We start from the raw sequence: 18,450 nt of genomic DNA, 5'->3' as shown, positions 1-18,450 counted from the left end.
CTACGTGCTCCCCGGGCGCCGCGCCCTACGCCGAGAGGACCAACTCTTTCGAGTGAGAGACGGGACGTACGCGTACCTGCTGGAGACCTCCTTGCGGGCGGAAAACCGGGGATTCGTCGTCCACCGCACGTCAATCGAAGGTAGGAAGAGCATGCGCACCATTGCGCACACGCGCACCACCACACGTCAGCGCAGGCAGAGGGAGTGCCGGGTGAGCCAGCCGGAGATGCAGCCCGAGGGGCCACCCCGGGATCCCCGGGAGGAGGGCGACGGGCCGATGGCGGCGGGCGACCTGACCGGACGGCCGTTCCCCCTCGGGGACTGGGGTGAGCCTGCCGAGCGGCTCGACGAGCTCTACCGCCGGGTCGAGGCCGATGCGCTGCGCACCGCAGAGTGGTATCTGTCCGACCGGGCGCGCAAGCGCCTGGGCGCCCGCGTGCTGCGGGCCTGCGCGGCCGTGGGCGCTGTCACGGGGTCCGCGCTGCCGCTGCTGGAGCTGACGGGCTCGGTGCCGGGCGCGTCGGCGTACGGGTACCTCGCGCTCCTGTTCGGCGCCGCCGCGCTGGGCTGCGACCGGTTCTTCGGCCTGACGTCCGGGTGGATGCGGAACGTGGCGACCGCGCAGGCGGTGCAGCGGCGGCTCCAGACGTTGCAGTTCGACTGGGCCTCGGAGAACGTCCGCGAGGTCCTCGGGCCCACCGAGGGCACGGCGAGCGAGGCCGCCGAGCGCTGCCTGACCGTGCTGCGGCGCTTCTCGGAGGACATCACCGAGCTGGTGCGCTCGGAGACAGCGGACTGGATGGTGGAATTCCGCGCCGGGCCCGCGCCGCTGGTGATGCAGTCCCTGGGCGCCTCCGGGGCCCGCTCGGACGCGTACGTCCCCCCGGCCCGCTTCCCCCTCCCCCCCGGCACCCGCCCGAACATGCCCCGCCAACGCCCCCCGGAACAGCCCCGCTGAACCCGAGTCCAGGGACTCTCCCCAGCCCCACCGCGAGGGCCCCCTTCCAGCCCCACCGGCGCTTGAGGCGCGGGGCCTGGGGACCTATCAGCCTCGCCGGCGTTTGAGGCGCGGGGCCCGGGGCGGAGCCCCGGGGAACGGAGGAAGGGCGGGGCGGGGACCAGCTCCGCGCAGCGGCACCCCCACCCGCACCCACCCACCGGCCCCGCACCCAGCACAGGCAAAGGCGCAGGCACAGCCACAGGCCCAGCCGCACGCACCGCCCCCGGAACCCCCGCCCCCCCGCCCCCAAAAAAACCCGGTCAGCTAAAGATGATCATCGAGCCCTGCCCAAGACTCCGCGTAGCCGCCGCGTGCAGCCCCAGCCAGACGTGCCGCTCCCGCGCAAAGGGGCTGTCGTCGTACGGGATCGGCCCCGCGGACTCCTCCAGCGAGGTCGGTCGGCCAGGCGGCGCCGGCGCCGCGGGCGGATTCCCCGGGTCTATCCCGATGGCGGGGGCCACGAACGCCAGCTCCCGCAGCAGCCCCTGCGCGGACCCCAGCGGACCGCCCCCGGCCAACAGCTCCTCGTTCGCCAGCGGAGCCGCGAAGTCCACCGGTACGTACGCCCCGGCGTGGTCGTAGTGCCACACCAGGTGCGACTGCTGGGCCGTGGGCTCGAACATCTCCAGCAGCTGCTCGTAGTCCCCGCCCAGCTCGTCCACCGGGGTCACCGGCAGCCCGCAGATCTGGAGCAGGTACGCCCGCCTCAGGAAATGCAGGGCGTCGTAGTCGAAGCCGGCGACCGGGGCCACGTCCCCGCTCAGGCCCGGCATGTACGCGAACACGGGCACGGACGGCAGCCCGGCCTCGCCCAGCGCCTTGTCGTACGAGGCGATCTCTTCCGCGAAGGGGTTGTCGGGGCTGTGGCACAGCACATCGACAAGGGGGACCAGCCACAGGTCACAGGCCACGCGGCCTCCGATCAGTCGTTGCCGCCGATCGGGCCAGCGTAGTGCGCCGGACACGCTCCGCGAAGGGGTGCGCAGAACCCGGTCGCGCGGGACTCCGCCCACGCGGGCAAGACCCAGGTCGCGCCCTGAACCCGGCGGCACGCGGGCAGGACCCAGGTGACGCCCTAGAGCTCGGCGGCCCAGTCCAGCCCGTGCTGGTTGTAGTCCTGCACGAGGCGTCGTACCTCGTCGGCGTCCGCCAGGGTCACGGCGTCCACCAGCTCGCTGTGCCGGTCCCACAGGGCGGCCCGCAGCTGCGGCTCGCGCTGGAGGTGCGGGACGGCGAAGACCCAGCACTGCACCCGGATGCGGTGCAGGAACTCGGAGATGTAGGTGTTGCCGACCAGCCCGCTCAGCTCCCGCCAGAAGCGCAGGTCGTAGCCGATCAGCACCTCCAGCGAACCGCTGTGCGCGGCCCGCCGCGCCTCCTCGGCGCGGCGGCGCACCGACACCAGCATCTCGCCGGCCCCGGGCGCGGTGCCGCGCTCGGCCAGCCGCCGGAAGATGCCGTCCACGACCAGCGAGCGGGCCTCGACCATGCCCCGGAAGTCGTCCACGGAGTAGACCCGCACCCGGAAGCCCCGGTGCTGGACCAGCTCGAGCAGCCCCTGGGCGGAGAGGTCCACGAGGGCTTCGCGTACGGGGGTCGCGGAGACCTCGTACTGCTCGGCGATCTGCTTGACCGTGAACTCGGTACCCGGAGGCAGACGTCCCGCGAGCACCTCGTCACGCAGCGCGTCCGCGATCTGCTGGCGAAGTGTGTTGCGGGTGACAGCTCCGCTGCCTGGCATAGGGGTCGGTCTCCTGTCGTAGGACTCCGGACACCTTAGGCCAGGCCGCAAGGCCGAAACCGAACGGTTGGTGGCCGATATGCGGATTTAATGCCCGTTATGTGGACGTGAACCAGCCACCACCGCTCGCCTTCCGGCTGCCGCCCGCTAGCCGGCCGTGGTGTGCCGGTCGGCGACCGTCAGCGCCTCGTCCAGGAGGGCCAGGCCCTCCTTGGCCTCCGCCTCCGTGATGTTGCACGGGGGGACGACGTGCGTGCGGTTCATGTTGACGAAGGGCCACAGGCCGGACGCCTTGCAGGCGGCCGCAAATTCGGCCATCGGCGTGTTGTCGGTGCCGGAGGCGTTGTACGGGACGAGCGGCTCCCGCGTCTCCTTGTCCCGTACGAGCTCCAGCGCCCAGAAGGCGCCGAGGCCGCGGACCTCCCCGACGGAGGGGTGGCGCTCGGCGATCTCGGCGAGCGCCGAGCCGATGACGTTCTCCCCGAGGTGGGCGGCGTGCTCGACGACGCCCTCCGCCTCCATGGTGTTGATCGTGGCGACGGCGGCGGCGCAGGCCAGGGGGTGGCCGGAGTACGTCAGTCCGCCGGGGTAGGGGCGCGTGGCGAAGGTCTCGGCGACGGCGCCCGAGATCGCGACGCCGCCGAGCGGCACGTATCCGCTGTTGACGCCCTTGGCGAAGGTGATCAGGTCGGGGGTGACCCCCCAGTGGTCGGCGGCGAACCACTTGCCGGTGCGGCCGAAGCCCGACATGACCTCGTCGAGGATGAAGACGATGCCGTGACGGTCGCAGAGCTCGCGCACGCCCGCGAGGTAGCCGGGCGGCGGGGTCATGATCCCGGCGGTGCCGGGCACGCTCTCCAGGATGATCGCGGCGATCGTCTGGGGACCCTCGAAGGCGATGGTGTCGGCGAGGTGGGTGAGGGCGCGGGCGCACTCCTCGGCCTCGGTGGTGGCGTGGAAGGCGGACCGGTAGAGGTACGGGCCCCAGAAGTGGACGACACCGGCGGCGGCCGTGTCGGAGGGCCAGCGGCGCGGGTCGCCGGTCAGGTTGATGGCCGCGGCGGTGGCCCCGTGGTACGAGCGGTAGGTGGACAGAACCTTCTGCCGGCCGGTGTGCAGCCGGGCCATGCGGACGGCGTTCTCGACGGCCTCGGCGCCGCCGTTGGTGAAGAAGACCTTGTCCAGGTCGCCCGGGGTCCGCTCGGCGATGAGGCGTGCGGCCTCGGAGCGGACGTCGACGGCGAACCCGGGCGCGAGGGTGCAGAGCCGGGCGGCCTGCTCCTGGATCGCGGCGACGACCTTGGGGTGCTGGTGGCCGATGTTGGTGTTCACCAGCTGGGAGGAGAAGTCGAGGAAGCGCTTGCCTTCGTAGTCCCAGAAGTACGACCCCTCGGCCCCGGCGATGGCGAGCGGGTCGATCAGGGCCTGGGCGGACCAGGAGTGGAAGACGTGCTTTCGGTCGGCGGCCTTGACTGCGGCACCGGCGAGCGGGTCGGCGTGCGGGGGGACATGAGGGGTCATGCCGCCACGCTAGAAGTGCGCAGGTGGGGCGGGATATCGGCGGACTGTCTGCGGCTGGGGGGCCGGTCTCGGCAGTCTGTCTTGCGACCGTCCTCGCAGCCCGTCCTCGCGGCCCGTCCTCGCGGCCTGTCCTCGCGGCCTGTCCTCGTGGCCTGTCCCCGGCCCGCCTCTGCGGGCTGCCGCAAGATGATTGACAGGAAGCTGTCGTCATGACAGTCTCTTGTCATAAGGCACTGCACGTCGGATCCGACCACGGAGGCGAGCACCATGAGCGAGACCCTGCGGCACGACACCCCGAGCAAGCCCGTCCACCTCGCGGTCTACGACACGTACGCGGACTGGGAGACCGGCCACACCACGGCGCACCTGGCCCAGCGCGGCCACCTCGTCCGTACGGTCGGCCCCACCGCGGAGCATCCCGTCACCACCATGGGCGGCGTGCGGATCCAGCCCGACCTGGCCCTGGCCGACCTGCGGCCCGAGGACTCCTCGCTGCTGATCCTCACCGGCGCCTCGCTCTGGGACACCGGCGAGGACCTCGCCCCCTTCGCGGCGAAGGCCCGCGAGTTCCTTGCCGCCGGGGTCCCGGTCGCGGCGATCTGCGGGGCCACCGCCGGGCTGGCCCGGGCGGGCCTGCTGGACGGCCGGGCCCACACCAGCGCAGCCTCCATGTACCTCGCGCACCAGCCGGGGTACGCGGGCGCCGAGCACTACGTCGAGGCCGACGCGGTGACGGACGGCGACCTGATTACGGCGGGGCCGACGGAACCGGTGGCCTTCGCCCGCGAGGTCTTCGCGCGGCTCGACGTCTACAAGCCGGACGTGCTGGACGCGTGGTACCGGCTGTTCCACGACTCGGACGCGAGCGCGTACCCGCTCCTGATGGCGGCGGCGGAGTCGGGCGATGCCTGAGCCGCGGCCGCGGGATGCGGAGGCAGGGGCCGAGCCGGGGGCGGCGGGGGCAGGGGCCGGGCCTGCGGCACCGGGGCTGTCCGTACGCGCCCGGCAGGACCTGCTGAGCCGCACCGCGCTCGGGGTGTTCCGGCTGAACGGCCAGTTCCTCTCCGTCTCGGAGGAGCTGGCCCGCCCGGCCGGGCTGACGGCCGCCTCGTGGCAGGTCCTGGGCGCGGTGCTGCGGGAGCCGCTGCCGGTGGCGGGCATCGCCAGGGCCATGGGCATCACCCGGCAGAGCGTGCAGCGCGTCGCGGACCTGCTGGCCGCCAAGGGTCTGGCGGAGTACGCCCCGAACCCGGCGCACCGCCGCGCGAAACTGCTGCGCCCGACGGAAGCCGGCCGCGCGGCGGTGGCCCGCATCGGCCCGGGCCACGCATCCCTGGCCACCCGCCTCGCGGCGGACCTGGGCGACGACGGCCTGGCCGAGACGGTCCGCGTCCTGGAACGCCTGGCCCGAGCCCTGGACACCCTGCCGACGCCCTAGGGGTGGGGCGGGGCGGGGCTCGCCTGAGCGCGCCGGGCCGGCCGGAACGGCCTGGGTGGCCGACGCCGGGCCGGCGCCGGGCCGGCCACCGCGGGGCGAGGCCGGCGGGCTGGGACGGCCCGGGCCGAGGCCCGGTCGGGGCGGTGCCCCGGCAGTACCGGAGCAACCACTCGGGGTTCGGATCCGTCTTCCCCCGGGGGCTGTCGCCCCCACAGGGGAGGACCGCCCGGCATGGAACAACTGCACCCACAGGATCCACACCGCACCGGCCCGAACCGCCTGCTGTCCCGGCTCGGCGTCGGCGGCACGGGCCGGCGTGCGGAACACTCCCGGACCGCGTCCACCGTCTTCCTCCTCGCGGTGGCCGTGGTCGTCGCCGTCGCGGCGGGCGGCTCGGTGTACGCGGTGATGAACGGCTCGGCGCACCCCGCCCCGCCCGGCGGCGGTCACGCCCCGCCCTCCGGCACGGCACCGGGCACCGGCACCTCCAGCACCGCCGGCCCCAACGGAACCCCGGCCCCGCCCCCACCGCCCGCCGCGCTCCCCGAGGCCTACCTCGGCACCTGGCGGGCCACCACCGGCACCCAGACCTGGCAGCTCACCCTCACCCACGGCGTGGTCGGCGAGCCGGTGATGACCCTCAGCGTCCAGAGTCCGGCCCTCGCCTGCGCCTGGAAGGCGCCGCTCCGCAGCGCCCCCGAACCGGTGGAACTCGACGCCTCCACCGTCACCTCCGGCGCCCCGCCGACCTGCAGTCCCGGCAACTGGAGCCGGCTGCGCCTGCTGCCCGACGGCACCCTCCGACGGGAGCTGGCAGGCGCTCCCGGCGACCCGCTCACCTATCGCAAAGAGTGACCCGAGCCGTTTGTGTCGAAGTCAATAAGCCTGAAGGCAAAGCTTGTTACGCACGAAGAGCCCGTCGGACACTGCCGCACATGGAGCCGTTGAAGGTAGTGGCACAACTGTGGGAGCGGATCGAGGCACGCGACTGGGACGGCGTGGCCCGGCTGATCGCCGAGGACGCCGTCATCGAATGGCCGGTGAGCGGTGAACGCATCGTGGGACGCGCCAACTTCATCGCCGTGAACAGCGACGACGGCTACTCGGACGAGAGATCCGTGGAGCTCCTGCGCATCCTGGCGGACGGGGACCTCGTCGTCACCGAGGTGGAGATGCCCCAGGACCACGTCCTCTACCGGGCGGTCTCGCTGTGGACGGTGCGGAACGGGGAGGTCGTCTCGGCGAGGGAGTACTGGACCAGCCCCGGCCAGGACCCGGCACCCCGCTGGCGGGCGGGCTACGTCGAATCCCTGCTGGCCGACTGAACCCCTGCCGCTCTGTTCCCCTGGCGCAGGCCCTCTCACGTATCCCCTGTCATACCTGAGAGCTACTCGGGAACACAGCTCCCCAGCGTGACGCCGACCACGGACCTTGATTTCTAACTTCGGAGGCAGAGAAGAGCGCTGACGGCTCTTCCGGCGACCGAGGGAAGAGCCATGACGACGGGGACGACGGGCACGGCAGGAACGGCGGGGACGACGGACACGGCGGGCACGGCGCGGACGGCGCCGACCACGTCGGCTACGACGGGGACGACGGCTACGACGGGGACCACCGGGGCCCGGGGGTCCCGTCGGCGGCGGGCCGGCTCCGGCAGCGGCCGCCTGCGTCGCACCCTGCTGGCCTCCGCCGTCGCCGCGGCCGTCGCCCTCCCCGTGTCCGCCGCCGCCTCCCCCAACGTCCCCGCCCCCGCGGCCACGACGTTCGCCGAGGGCGCCGACGCCCCCACGCGGTACGCCGCCAACCGCGCCGCTCTCGCCGAGGCGGCCCGGATGGCCGAGGCCGCCGGACGCACCGGCCGCGCCGACAGGCTCCGCGCCATGGAGGCGGCCGGCACGGCGCAGTTCCTCACCTTCGACGGACACGGGAAGGGCCGGGCCGTCGAGGTGTTCGGCGACCTGGAGAACGCCGACCGGGTCACCGTCCTGGTGCCCGGCTCCGACACCACCCTGGACACCTACCAGCGGTTCCGTGCCGGGGCCGTCGCCCTCCAGCAGCGCCTCCAGGCCGAGCACGCGCGTTCCGCCGTGGTCGCCTGGCTCGGGTACGACACCCCCGGCACGATCAGCACGACCGTCCTGACCGCCGCCCGCGCGGAGCAGGCCGCCGCCGAACTGGGGCCCTTCCTGGACCGGTTGAAGGACCGGGCGGGGCCGGGCGCCCGCCTCTCCCTCCTCTGCCACTCCTACGGCTCCGTGGTCTGCGCCCGGACCGCGACCGGCTCCACGGTCGGCGACATGGTCTTCTACGGCAGCCCGGGCACGGCATCCGGCTCCGCCGCCGAGCTGCCGACCGGCGCCCGCGTCTGGGCCGGGCGGGGCAGCGGCGACTGGATAGCCGAGGTCCCGCACGTCCGGCTCGGCGGCATCGGCCTGGGCGCCGACCCCGTCGACCCCGCCTTCGGAGCCCGGGCCTTCGCCGCCGGCACCGCCGGGCACAGCGACTACCTCAAGCCCGGCACCGAGTCCCTCGACAGCCTGGCCGCCATCGTCCTCGGCACCACGAGCGACCCGGAGGCCCCCCGTGCCTGAGCTCCGCGCCCGCTGGTCCGCCCTCGCGGACCGCATCGACTCGGCCACCCCGGACGGCCGGGACCGGTCCGTGGACGCCCTGCGGGCCTTCGCGATACTCGGCGTGGTGCTCGGCCACTGGCTGGTCACCGCCCTGACCACCGCCGACGGCGGCCTGAGCGGCACCAGCCCGCTGGCGCACCTGCCCTGGCTGGCACCGGTGTCCTGGGTGTTCCAGACCCTGGCCGTGTTCTTCCTCGTGGGCGGCCATGTCGCCGCCGGCGGGTACGCCTCGGCGCGGGCCCGAGGGGTCCCGTACGGCACCTGGGTCGGTCAGCGGCTGGGCCGGCTGTTCCGTCCGGTCGCCGCCGTCCTCACCCTGTGGACGGTCGTGGCGGGCGGGATGCTGATCGGCGGAGCGGAGCTGAACACCGTCCAGACGCTGGTCAAGCTGGTGCTCTCCCCGCTGTGGTTCCTCCTCGTCTTCGCCGCGCTCACCGCCGCGACCCCGCTCGTGAGCCGCCTCAACCCGCTGTGGCCGCTGGCCGTGGTCGCGGGCGTCGACGTGTGGCGCTTCGCCCTCGGCGGGCCCGAGTGGATCGGCTGGGTCAATGTGGCCGCCGGCTGGCTCGTCCCCTTCACCCTGGGCGCCGCCTGGTCGCGCGGGGCCTTCGCCCGGCGCGGACCTGCCCTCCTGCTGCTCGGCGCGGGCGCCGTCGCCACCGCCGCGCTGGTCCTCTGGGGCGGGTACCCGGCCTCCATGGTGGGTGTCCCCGGGGCCCCGGTGTCGAACCTGAACCCGCCGACGCTCGCCGCGGCGGCCTTCGGCCTGGCCCAGTGCGGGCTGGCGCTGGCGCTGCGCGAGCCGCTGGCCCGGGCCATGCGACGGCCGACGGCCTGGGCGAAGGTGGCGCTGGTGAACCTGTCCGCGATGACGGTCTTCCTCTGGCACCAGACCGCGATGATGGCCGTCACCGCCCTCGGGCTCCTCGCCCCGGCCGATCTGCCCGGGCTGCACACCGTGCCCGACTCCGCGGCCTGGATCGCCGCCCGGCTCCTGTGGCTGCCGGTGTTCGCCGCCGCGCTCGTGGTCTGCTGGGCCGCGTTCCGTACGTACGAACAGGCCTCCCGCCGTCCGAAGCCCGGCCCCACCACGGCCCCCAACACGGCCCCCGACACCGCTACGGCCGCCGTCCCCCGCCCCCGGACGGCCACCGCTGCCAAGGAGATCACCCATGTCTAGGGCCGGCCTTAGCCTGGACGACGTGAACCAGCAGACCCAGCCGCCCGCCGGCGAGCACCGCACCGTCCCGCCGCGCGGCCTGGCCCGGGAGCTGTTCACCCTGAAGCGGGATCCCCTCCCGAAGATGTCCCGGCCGCGCTGGCTGGCCTGGCTGCCGCACGTGGTCCTCGGCTACGCGGCCATTCCCTGCGGTGTCCTGACGGGGATGCAGCTGAACGACCACTACGGGGTCCAAGGCGGCGCCGTGGTGGGGCTGTCGCTGCTGTCGTCCGCGTCCGTCCTGCTCAGCATGTTCCGGCCGATCGCCGCCTGGTGGCTCGGCCTCGTCACCGCGGCTCTCATCGCCTGGGCCATCCACGACCACGTCGGCCAGGGACAGTCCTGGCCCTGGACGCCCGCCGGGCCGTTCACGTTCGCGCTCCTGATCCTGATGGTCGCCCTGCGGGTGCCGCCCCGGGTCACCGTCTGGGTCATCGGGATCACGCTCGTCCTCTCCGGAGTGGCCGAGGTCGTCCTCAGACCGCCGCAGAGCCAGACGATCATCGCGGGCGTGGCCATCCTCTTCGGGTTCGTGGGAATCCTCGGCTACGCCCTGCGGGCCACCCGCCTGGCCCGCGGCAAACTCGTCGAGCAGGAGACCCTCACCGAGGAGGAGCGGGCCCGGCGCACCCTGCTGGAGGAGCGCAGCCGGATCGCCCGCGAACTCCACGACGTGGTCGCCCATCACATGTCGGTCATCTCCATCCAGGCGCAGGTCGCCCCGCACCTGGTGGAGAACCCGTCGCAGGAGCTGATGGAGAACCTGGCGGGCATCCGGGCCAACGCGCTGGAGGCCCTGACGGAACTGCGCCGGGTGCTGGGCGTGTTGCGCTCCGAGCAGCCGGACGATCCCGCGGCCCCGCAGCATCCCCAGCCCACCCTCGCCGAGCTGGACGGCCTCGTGGACAACGTGCGGGGGGCCGGGCTGGAGGTCACCACCGCCATTGCCGGCATCCGTCGGCCGCTGACCCCGGGCGTGGAGCTGACCGCGTACCGGATCGTCCAGGAGGCGCTGAGCAACTGCCTGCGCCATGCGCCCGGTTCCAAGGTGGAGGTCGGTCTCGCCTACGGGCCGCGGGACCTGCACCTGTGCATCGCCAACACCGCGCCGACCCGCCCGGCCGCACCCTCGCAGGGCGCCGGGCACGGGCTGCTGGGGATGCGGGAGCGAGCGGGCATGCTGGGGGGCGAGCTGGCCGCCGGCCCGTGTCCCGACGGCGGGTACGAGGTGAGCGCCGTACTCCCCATGGATCCGCCGGCGCCGGCCGGCGGTACCTCCACCGAGCTGAAGAAGGACTGATGAGCGCCAGCGCCACCCCCATCAAAGTCATGATCGCCGACGACCAGATGATGGTCCGGCAGGGCTTCACCGTGCTGCTCAACGCCCAGCCCGACATAGAGGTGGTCGGCCAGGCCGTGGACGGGGCCGACGCCGTGGCGAAGGTGGCCGAACTGGATCCGGACGTGGTCCTGATGGACATCCGCATGCCGGGGATGGGCGGCATCGAGGCCACGTCCGTGATCACGGCCGCTCCGGGCGCGGCCGTGAAGGTGCTGGTGCTGACCACCTTCGACCTGGACGAGTACGTGTACGAGGCGTTGCGCGCCGGAGCCTCCGGCTTCCTCCTCAAGGACGCGTCGGCCGACCAGCTCGCGGAGGCCGTGCGGGTGGTCGCGGCCGGGGAGGCGCTGCTCTCGCCGAACATCACCAAGCGGCTGATCACGGAGTTCTCGCGGATGGGCGCGCCGCGCGCGCCCTCGCGTGCGCGGATCGACGAGTTGACCGAGCGGGAGACCGAGGTGCTGTCGCTGATCGCCCAGGGCCTGTCGAACGCGGAGATCTCGGAGCACCTGGTCCTGGCCGAGCAGACGGTGAAGACCCATGTGAGCCGGATCCTGGTGAAGCTGGGGCTGCGGGACCGTACGCAGGCGGCGGTGTTCGCGTACGAGACGGGTCTGATCCGCCCGTCGGGCTACTGATCCCACCCGGGTAGTACTTGAGGGGGACCCCGGGAAATCCCCATCAGCGGCGACGCGGGTGAGGGGGTGGCGGACCTACGGTTCTGTCTATGACCGAGACCACCACCGGGGGGACAGCCCGGCCGCCCGAGTTCCGCATCGCCTCGGGCTTCCTCCAGGACCTCCGCGACGACCTGATCACCGATGCCTTCGCCTACCGGCCGCTGCCACCGGTCCGGGAGCCCGGGTGGATAGCCCGGTGGCTCCCCCGAGGGGCCCGGCCGCAGGCGGGGTACTACCCGCACTTCGCGGTGGTCCTGCTGGCCCTGCTGACACTGTTCTTCGGCATGACGATCAGCGAGGGCGCCCCCCACGGTCTGTCCCTGCTGATGGCACTGATGGCTGCGGCGCCCGTGCTGATGACCCTGGTGCGGCCGGTGGGTGCGTTCTGGGTCATGCTGGGCGTGACGCTGCCGCTGGCCATGGTCCAGAGCTCGGGCATGAACTGGCCCTGGGTTCCGAGCACGTTCGTGGCCCATCTCTCCGTCGTGACCATCGTGGCGATGCGGAGCCGGCCCCGGGTCGCCGGGTGGCTGTGGCTGATCACCGTGGTGGCCGGGACGGTGCTGCCGGTCCTGATCGGCCGAGACGTCGAGCTCGCCCCCATGGCCTTCCTGTCGGCGGTGACCCTGCTGGTGGTCACGGTCCGCAACACGCGCAAGGAGGCGCGGCAGGAGGTCTCGGCGCAGCTGGAGGTCACGGCTGTGGAGCGGGACAGGCGGACGCTGCTGGAGGAGCGGACCACCATCGCGCGGGAGCTGCACGACGTGGTGGCGCACCACATGTCGGTGGTCGCGATCCAGGCGGAGGCGGCCCCGTACCGGGTGAAGAATCCGCCGCCGGAGCTGGAGGCCGCGTTCGTCACCATCCGGGAGAACGCGGTGGCGGCCCTGACCGAGCTGCGGCGGGTGCTGGGCGTGGTGCGCTCCTCGGACTACGAGGCCCCGGATGCCCCGCAGCCGACGCTGGCCTCGCTGGACGGGCTGCTGGCCAATGTGCGCGAGGCCGGGCTGCGGGTGGAGAAGACGATCACCGGAGCGGTGCGGGAGCTGCCGCAGGGCGTGGAGCTGTCGGCGTACCGGATCATCCAGGAGGCGCTGAGCAATACGCTGCGGCACGCGCCGGGCGCCTCGGCCGGCGTGGAGGTGTCGTACGTGCTCGGCGGCCTGGGCATACGCGTCGTCAACGAGGCGGCGACCGGGGACGTGCGCCCCTCTCCGGGGGCCGGGCACGGGATCACCGGAATGCGGGAGCGGGTGGCCATGCTGGAGGGTGAGATGACGGCCGGGGAGACGGCGGCGGGAGGGTACGAGGTGGCGGTGTTCATACCGGTGCCCAGCCGTCCGGAGCGGGCGCTGGAAGAGGAGTCGGCATGACGATCAGAGTGCTGATCGTCGACGACCAGATGATGGTCCGGGAGGGCTTCTCCGTCCTGCTGAACGCCATGGACGGCATCGAGGTGGTGGGCGAGGCGGTCGACGGCCGTGCGGCCATCGCCCAGGTGGCGGCGCTGCGGCCGGACGTGGTGCTGATGGACATCCGGATGCCGGAGATGAACGGGCTGGAGGCGACACGGGAGATCGTGGCGGCCGACACGGACGCGAAGGTGCTGGTCCTGACGACCTTCGACCTCGACGAGTACGTGTACCAGGCGCTGCGGGCCGGGGCTTCCGGGTTCCTGCTCAAGGACGCTTCGGCCCGTCAGCTCGCTGACGGGGTACGGGTGGTGGCGGCCGGGGATGCGCTGCTGGCGCCCTCGGTGACCAAGCGGCTGATCGCGGAGTTCTCCAAGCTCTCCGAGACGCCGAAGCCGGCCGATCCGGCGGCGGTGGGGGAGTTGACGGAGCGGGAGACGGAGGTGCTGGTGCTGATCGCGCAGGGGCTGTCCAATGCGGAGATAGCCGACCGGCTGATCGTCGCGGAGTCCACGATCAAGACCCATGTGAGCCGGATCCTGGTCAAGCTGGGCCTGCGGGACCGCACGCAGGCGGCGGTGTTCGCCTACGAGACCCGCCTGGTGACCCCGGCCTGAAACCCCGGTCCGGTCGGAGGACAAGGCCTACAGTGCCGGGATGGGCTTTGATCCGTGGGATGCCGCGTTCGTCGCCGATCCGTATCCGGCGTACCGGGAGTTGCGGGAGCGGGGGCGGGCCGTGTGGTGGGAGGCCACCGGGCAGTGGCTCGTCCCGCACTACGCCGATGTGAGCGCACTGCTGCGGGACCGGCGGCTGGGGCGGACCTATCTGCACCGGTTCTCGCACGAGGAGTTCGGGCGCGAGGCCCCGCCGGTGGAGCACGAGCCCTTCCACGTGCTCAACGGCAACGGTCTGTTGGACCTGGAGGATCCCGCGCACGCGCGGGTGCGGCGGCTGGTGGCGAAGGCCTTCACGCCCCGGACGGTGGAACGGCTCGTACCGGCCGTGGAGCGGCTGGCCCGGCAGTTGGCGGGGCAGCTGCTCGCGGACGGCGGCGGGGACCTGCTGACCGTCGTCGCCGAGCCGCTGCCGGTGGCCGTGATCGCGGAGCTGCTGGGGGTGCCGGAGGCGGACCGGGGCCTGCTGCGGCCCTGGTCGGCCGATATCTGCGGGATGTTCGAGCTCCGGCCGGACGAGGAGACGGCGCGGCGCGCGGTACGGGCGAGCGTCGAGTTCAGCGCCTACCTGCGCGGGCTGATCACCGAACGGCGCACCCGCCCCGGGGAGGATCTGATCTCCGCGCTGATCGCCGCCCACGATGAGGAGGGCAGGCTCAGCGAGCAGGAGATGATCTCCACCTGCGTGCTCCTGCTGAACGCCGGGCACGAGGCCACCGTCAACACCACCGTCAACGGCTGGTGGGCCTTGTTCCGTAATCCCGGGCAGCTCGCGGCCCTGCGCGCGCACCCCGGACCGCCGAGTTCCGAAAAGTTGTCCACAGCTGTGGATGAACTCATGCGGTACGACACACCTCTGCAGATGTTCGAGCGCTGGGTGCTCGACGACATCCGGATCGGGGACACGCTCATCCCGCGCGGAGCGGAGGTCGCGCTGCTCTTCGGGTCCGCGAACCGGGACCCCGCACGCTTCACGGACCCCGACACCCTGGACCTCCTGCGGGCCGACAATCCGCACCTGAGCTTCGGTGCCGGAATCCACTACTGCCTGGGGGCTCCGCTGGCCCGGCGGGAGCTGGAGGCCTCCTTCGGGGCGCTGCTGGCGGACGGGTTCCCGCCACTGCGGCTCGTCGAGGAGCCGCAGTGGCGGGAGGGGTACGTCATCCGGGGCCTGGAGCGGCTGCTGGTGGAGTTCTAGACGCGGGTCACGCCACCATGTCGCGGCGGCGCAGGGCGCCGAGACCCGCGGCCGTCATCGCCACCGCCAGCACGGTCAAGGTCAGCGGCGGGGCCCAGGTCACGGCCTCGGCCCCCGGCAGCTTCGGCAGGTGGGCGAAGGGCGAGAGGTTCATGACCGCCTGCGGGAGCTCCAGCGCCGGGCCGACCCAGCCCAGGGCCAGCGCGGTCCCGGCCACCGCCCAGGCGGCCACCGCGTACCTGGGGGCCGCACCGTACAGCAGGGCGGCGACGCCCCCGATCACCCAGACCGCCGGGAGCTGCGCGAGGGTGGCGCCGACGGCCGCGCCGGTGCCCGCGACGGACCGCCCGTGCCCGACGCCCAGGCCGATCCCCCCGAGCAGCAGGATCAGCGCCGCGCCGCCGAAGGCCACGGCGAGATGGCCACCGGCCCAGCGCAGCCGGCCGACGGCGTTCGCGAGCAGCGGTTCGGCCCGCTGCCCCGACTCCTCGCCGCTGAGCCGCAGCACCGCCGAGACGATGTACAGGGCGGCGACCAGGCCGAGCATCCCGGCCATGGTGGCGAGGAAGGCGTCGGTCATCCCGCTCCGGCCGCCCATCCGCTCGATGATCTCGCGGGTCCTCTCGTTGTCGCCGACCAGTTCGGTGGCCCCGTCCGTCATCGCGCCGAAGACCGCACCGGCGGCGAGGAAGCCCAGGCTCCAGCCGGTCAGGCTGCCGCGCTGGAGCCGCCAGGCCAGCGCCCCGGCCGTGCCGAGCCGGCCGCGCGCAGGGCCGGGCCGGGCGGGCAGGAAGCTCATGCCCACGTCGCGGCGCCCGGCCAGTACGTACGCCGCCGCCACCTGAGCGGTCGCGGCCGCGGCGAACAGGGCGAACACCCACCAGCGTTCGGCGGCGAAGGCCCGTACGTGCTGCAGCCAGCCCAGCGGCGAGATCCAGGTCAGGACCGAAGAGCCGGTCCGCGAGCCCGCGTCGCCCGCCGCGCGCAGGACGAAGGCCGCGCCGACCGCCGCCCCGGTGAGGCCCTTCGCGAGCCGTGCGCTCTCGGTGAGCTGGGCCGCCACGGCCGCCAGCCCCGCGAAGATCATCCCGGTGGCGCCGAGGGCGAGCCCGAGGGCCGCGGCGCCGCCCGCGCCCTGCCCGGCGAGGCCGGCGGTCACGACCAGCGCGACGAGCCCGTTCGCCACGAGGGCGGCCAGGAGCGCGGCCGTCAGCGGGGCCTGGCGGCCCACCATGGCTGCGGAGATCAGCTCCTGACGGCCCGTCTCCTCCTCCTCTCGGGTGTGCCGGACCACGATGACCAGGCTCATGACCCCGGCGAGCAGCCCGGCGAAGACGCCGCCGCGCCAGGCGGTCAGGGCGCCGACCGAGTCGCCGAAGAGCGGCCCGTACAGGGCGCGCAGGGATCCGTTGGCGCCCATGGCGGCGAACAGCCGGGCCCGTTCGGCGGGCGTGGAGTACACGGATTCGAGGGAGGCGGGCAAGCTGAGCACCAGCAGCGACACGACCATGATCCAGACCGGCATCATCACCCGGTCGCGGCGCAGGGCCAGCCGCAGCAGCGCGCCCGTCCCGGCCAGTCGGTTCTTCATCGCGAGGCACCTTCCGCGTCTTCCGCACCTTCCGCGCCTTCCACGTCCGCGTAGTGCCGCAGGAACAGCTCTTCGAGGGTGGGCGGCGTCGAGGTCAGAGACCGGATCCCGGAATCGGTGAGGGCGCGCAGTACGGCGTCCAGTTTGTCGGTGTCGGCCTGCAGGCGGATCCTCAGCCCCTGCACGTCCACGTCGTACACGCCGGGCAGGTGCGCGATGCCGTTGGGCGGGCCGGCGAGCTCGGCGCTGATCGAGGTACGGGTCAGGTGCCGCAGTCCGGCGAGGGTTCCGGTCTCCACCGTGCGCCCCTTGCGGATGATGCTGACGCGGTCGCAGAGGGCCTCGACCTCGCTGAGGATGTGCGAGCTCAGCAGGACGGTGCGCCCGGCGGCGCGGGCCTCGGCGACGCAGGACCGGAAGACCCCTTCCATCAGCGGGTCGAGGCCGGAGGTGGGCTCGTCGAGGATGAGCAGCTCGGCGTCGGAGGCGAAGGCGGCGACGAGGGCGACCTTCTGCCGGTTGCCCTTGGAGTACGTACGCCCCTTCTTTGTCGGGTCGAGTTCGAACCGTTCGACCAGCTCGGCGCGGCGGGCCCGGTCGAGGCCCCCGCGGAGCCGTCCGTAGAGGTCGATCACCTCGCCGCCGGAGAGGTTGCGCCAGAGCGTGACGTCGCCGGGCACGTAGGCGACGCGGCGGTGGAGGGCCACGGCCTCGGCCCAGGGGTCACCGCCGAGCAGTTCGGCGGTGCCGGAGTCGGCGCGCAACAGGCCCAGCAGGACCCGGATCGTCGTGGACTTGCCGGCGCCGTTGGGGCCGAGGAAGCCGTGGACCTCGCCGGTGGCGACCGTGAGGTCGAGTCCGTCCAGTGCGCGGGTGGCGCCGAACGCCTTGTGGAGTCCGGCCACGCTGATTGCCTTCGTCATGATTCCGAACGTACGCTTCTTTCATAAATTTGTGAAGTTAAAGAATCGTATAAAGTAGGGAAGGTGGCGGACGAGATGGCGGTACGGAACGAGGAAGCGGTCTCCCGCTTCGTGGAGCGGTTCGCCGCACAGCTGACCGAGGCGGGGATGCAGCGCATGGCGGCGCGCGTCTTCGCCCAGCTGATGGCGACCGACGGGGGCGCGATGACCTCCGCGGAACTCAGCGAGTCCCTGCGGATCAGCCCCGCGGCGGTCTCGGGAGCCGTGTCCTACCTGACCCAGGTCAGCATGGTCAGCCGCGAGCGGGAGCCGGGCTCCCGGCGCGACCGGTACGTCCTGCACAACGAGCTCTGGTACGAGACCTTCACCCGGCGGGACCAGGTGCTGACCATGTGGGAGAAGACCCTGCGCGAGGGGGCGGCGAGCCTCGGCGCCGACTCCCCCGCCGGAACCAGGATCGCCGAGACGGCGGCCTTCTTCGAGTTCCTCCAGGGCGAAATGCTGGGCCTCCTGGACCGCTGGCGGATCCACAAGGCGACCCTGGACCTCGGCTAGGCCTGCCCTACCCAGCCCCCGTACGGGCGGGGCAGCCGCGCCGGAGCCGGGCGCGGCCCAGGCGGCCGGCGGCCGGGGCCCAGACGACGGCGCCCCGCGCCGGATCCCCGGCCAGCAGGACCTCGACGGTGTCCGGCAGCGGCTCCCGGCGCGGCCACGGGCGCGGCGGCAGCACCCTGCGGCCCAGCGGGCCCAGGGTCAGCGCGTACCGCCCGTCCAGGACCAGCACCGGCGGAAGCCACCCGCGGCGCACGACCTCGGCCTCGTACGCCGTCCAGCGCACCCCCGGGTCCCGCAGCGCGCGGCCCACCCGCCGGACCACGTACAGCTCCCGCACCCCGAGCACCACCGGGCTCAGCAGCACCAGCATCAGGACCGGCCGGGTGAGCACGGCCGCGACCACCGCGGGCCAGCAGAACACGGGCAGCAGGCACAGCAGCAGCGCATCCCGCCGCCAGTCCCCGACCGCACCCCGCACCCCGCCACCGTCGGGCGGGGACGCGCAGGAGTGCCGGAGCCC

General features: G+C 73.3%; 19 protein-coding genes. 13 read left to right on the top strand and 6 right to left on the bottom strand.

Annotated elements, in window-relative coordinates; translation table 11 throughout:
* The first annotated feature begins 211 nt into the window (after positions 1 to 211).
* Positions 212 to 958, top strand: a complete 747-nt coding sequence (locus OG447_RS08445) for an SLATT domain-containing protein (protein ID WP_266935849.1) — start codon at positions 212 to 214, stop codon at positions 956 to 958.
* Between the two features lie 302 nt (positions 959 to 1,260).
* Here OG447_RS08445 and OG447_RS08440 read toward each other — a convergent pair whose 3' ends face one another.
* The 3 genes from OG447_RS08440 to OG447_RS08430 form a co-directional block, all read right to left on the bottom strand.
* The gene (locus OG447_RS08440; protein ID WP_266935848.1) at positions 1,261 to 1,911 is read right to left on the bottom strand and encodes a hypothetical protein; all 651 of its coding nucleotides are present in this window, start codon (positions 1,909 to 1,911) and stop codon (positions 1,261 to 1,263) included.
* Between the two features lie 164 nt (positions 1,912 to 2,075).
* On the bottom strand, positions 2,076 to 2,741 hold the full coding sequence (locus tag OG447_RS08435; RefSeq protein ID WP_266935847.1) for a GntR family transcriptional regulator: 666 nt from the start codon (positions 2,739 to 2,741) through the stop codon (positions 2,076 to 2,078).
* A gap of 147 nt (positions 2,742 to 2,888) precedes the next feature.
* Positions 2,889 to 4,262 (bottom strand): aspartate aminotransferase family protein, encoded by a 1,374-nt coding sequence (locus OG447_RS08430; RefSeq protein ID WP_266935846.1) that lies wholly within the window; start codon positions 4,260 to 4,262, stop codon positions 2,889 to 2,891.
* 267 nt (positions 4,263 to 4,529) lie between these two features.
* Between OG447_RS08430 and OG447_RS08425 the strand changes: the two genes are divergently transcribed.
* The 11 genes from OG447_RS08425 (at position 4,530) to OG447_RS08375 (ending at position 14,861) form a co-directional block, all read left to right on the top strand.
* Positions 4,530 to 5,174 (top strand): type 1 glutamine amidotransferase family protein, encoded by a 645-nt coding sequence (locus OG447_RS08425; protein ID WP_266935845.1) that lies wholly within the window; start codon positions 4,530 to 4,532, stop codon positions 5,172 to 5,174.
* Complete coding sequence (locus OG447_RS08420; protein ID WP_266935844.1) at positions 5,167 to 5,700, top strand: MarR family winged helix-turn-helix transcriptional regulator; 534 nt, start codon at positions 5,167 to 5,169, stop codon at positions 5,698 to 5,700. Before OG447_RS08425 ends, OG447_RS08420 begins: the two co-directional genes overlap by 8 nt.
* 231 nt (positions 5,701 to 5,931) lie before the next feature.
* Positions 5,932 to 6,555 (top strand): hypothetical protein, encoded by a 624-nt coding sequence (locus tag OG447_RS08415; protein WP_266935843.1) that lies wholly within the window; start codon positions 5,932 to 5,934, stop codon positions 6,553 to 6,555.
* A gap of 80 nt (positions 6,556 to 6,635) precedes the next feature.
* Positions 6,636 to 7,025: a nuclear transport factor 2 family protein gene (locus OG447_RS08410; RefSeq protein WP_266935842.1), complete on the top strand. Its 390-nt coding sequence runs from the start codon at positions 6,636 to 6,638 to the stop codon at positions 7,023 to 7,025.
* A gap of 171 nt (positions 7,026 to 7,196) precedes the next feature.
* On the top strand, positions 7,197 to 8,291 hold the full coding sequence (locus OG447_RS08405; protein ID WP_266935841.1) for an alpha/beta hydrolase: 1,095 nt from the start codon (positions 7,197 to 7,199) through the stop codon (positions 8,289 to 8,291).
* A complete protein-coding gene (locus OG447_RS08400; protein WP_266935840.1) occupies positions 8,284 to 9,513 on the top strand; it encodes an acyltransferase in 1,230 nt (409 codons plus the stop codon). Before OG447_RS08405 ends, OG447_RS08400 begins: the two co-directional genes overlap by 8 nt.
* Positions 9,514 to 9,535: 22 nt before the next feature.
* Positions 9,536 to 10,852, top strand: a complete 1,317-nt coding sequence (locus OG447_RS08395; protein ID WP_266935839.1) for a sensor histidine kinase — start codon at positions 9,536 to 9,538, stop codon at positions 10,850 to 10,852.
* Positions 10,852 to 11,532, top strand: a complete 681-nt coding sequence (locus tag OG447_RS08390) for a response regulator transcription factor (protein ID WP_266935838.1) — start codon at positions 10,852 to 10,854, stop codon at positions 11,530 to 11,532. The genes OG447_RS08395 and OG447_RS08390 overlap by 1 nt, the downstream gene beginning before the upstream one ends.
* A gap of 89 nt (positions 11,533 to 11,621) precedes the next feature.
* Positions 11,622 to 12,947 (top strand): sensor histidine kinase, encoded by a 1,326-nt coding sequence (locus OG447_RS08385; protein ID WP_266935837.1) that lies wholly within the window; start codon positions 11,622 to 11,624, stop codon positions 12,945 to 12,947.
* Positions 12,944 to 13,603, top strand: coding sequence for a response regulator transcription factor (locus tag OG447_RS08380; protein ID WP_266935836.1), 660 nt, complete (start codon positions 12,944 to 12,946; stop codon positions 13,601 to 13,603). The genes OG447_RS08385 and OG447_RS08380 overlap by 4 nt, the downstream gene beginning before the upstream one ends.
* A 40-nt stretch (positions 13,604 to 13,643) precedes the next feature.
* Positions 13,644 to 14,861 (top strand): cytochrome P450, encoded by a 1,218-nt coding sequence (locus OG447_RS08375; protein ID WP_266935835.1) that lies wholly within the window; start codon positions 13,644 to 13,646, stop codon positions 14,859 to 14,861.
* A gap of 7 nt (positions 14,862 to 14,868) precedes the next feature.
* Here OG447_RS08375 and OG447_RS08370 read toward each other — a convergent pair whose 3' ends face one another.
* On the bottom strand, positions 14,869 to 16,452 hold the full coding sequence (locus tag OG447_RS08370) for an ABC transporter permease (RefSeq protein WP_266935834.1): 1,584 nt from the start codon (positions 16,450 to 16,452) through the stop codon (positions 14,869 to 14,871).
* Positions 16,449 to 17,375 carry an ABC transporter ATP-binding protein gene (locus OG447_RS08365; protein ID WP_266935833.1) on the bottom strand — a complete coding sequence of 309 codons (927 nt, stop codon included), beginning with the start codon at positions 17,373 to 17,375 and terminating at the stop codon, positions 16,449 to 16,451. The genes OG447_RS08370 and OG447_RS08365 overlap by 4 nt, the downstream gene beginning before the upstream one ends.
* Positions 17,376 to 17,450: 75 nt before the next feature.
* Here OG447_RS08365 and OG447_RS08360 point away from each other — a divergent pair, with 75 nt between their 5' ends.
* The gene (locus OG447_RS08360; protein ID WP_266938804.1) at positions 17,451 to 17,930 is read left to right on the top strand and encodes a GbsR/MarR family transcriptional regulator; all 480 of its coding nucleotides are present in this window, start codon (positions 17,451 to 17,453) and stop codon (positions 17,928 to 17,930) included.
* Positions 17,931 to 17,937: 7 nt separating this feature from the next.
* Here the strand turns inward: OG447_RS08360 and OG447_RS08355 are convergent, their stop codons facing one another.
* Positions 17,938 to 18,408, bottom strand: a complete 471-nt coding sequence (locus OG447_RS08355; RefSeq protein WP_266935832.1) for a hypothetical protein — start codon at positions 18,406 to 18,408, stop codon at positions 17,938 to 17,940.
* Between the last annotated feature and the right edge of the window lie 42 nt (positions 18,409 to 18,450).

The organism is Streptomyces sp. NBC_01408, assembly GCF_026340255.1.
GTDB lineage: Bacteria > Actinomycetota > Actinomycetes > Streptomycetales > Streptomycetaceae > Streptomyces.
This window is presented reverse-complemented; position numbering and strand designations above follow the sequence as displayed.